Below are 523 nucleotides of genomic sequence, written 5' to 3' on the forward strand. Positions count from 1 at the left end.
GATGGCGTATTCCTTTCGCGTTAGGAGCTGTGTTAGCTGTTGTGGCGTTGTGGTTACGTCGTCAGTTAGATGAAACTTCGCAACAAGAAACGCGCGCTTTAAAAGAAGCTGGATCTCTGAAAGGATTATGGCGCAATCGCCGTGCATTCATCATGGTTCTCGGTTTTACCGCTGCGGGCTCCCTTTGTTTCTATACCTTCACTACTTATATGCAGAAGTATCCGGTAAATACTGCGGGAATGCATGCCAACGTGGCGAGTGGCATTATGACTGCCGCATTGTTTGTATTCATGCTTATTCAACCACTCATTGGCGCGCTGTCGGATAAGATTGGTCGCCGTACCTCAATGTTATGTTTCGGTTCGCTGGCAGCCATTTTTACCGTTCCTATTCTCTCAGCATTGCAAAACGTTTCCTCGCCTTATGCCGCTTTTGGTCTGGTGATGTGTGCCCTGCTGATAGTGAGTTTTTATACATCAATCAGTGGAATACTGAAGGCTGAGATGTTCCCGGCACAGGTTCG

At 47.6% G+C, this 523-nt stretch carries 1 pseudogene; it reads left to right on the forward strand.

What is annotated here, in order from left to right:
* Nucleotides 1-523, forward strand: a pseudogene (kgtP, locus tag K0039_RS24910) (alpha-ketoglutarate permease); the annotation flags it as partial.

This window comes from Terrisporobacter mayombei (genome assembly GCF_020748465.1).
Lineage (GTDB): Bacteria > Bacillota > Clostridia > Peptostreptococcales > Peptostreptococcaceae > Terrisporobacter > Terrisporobacter mayombei.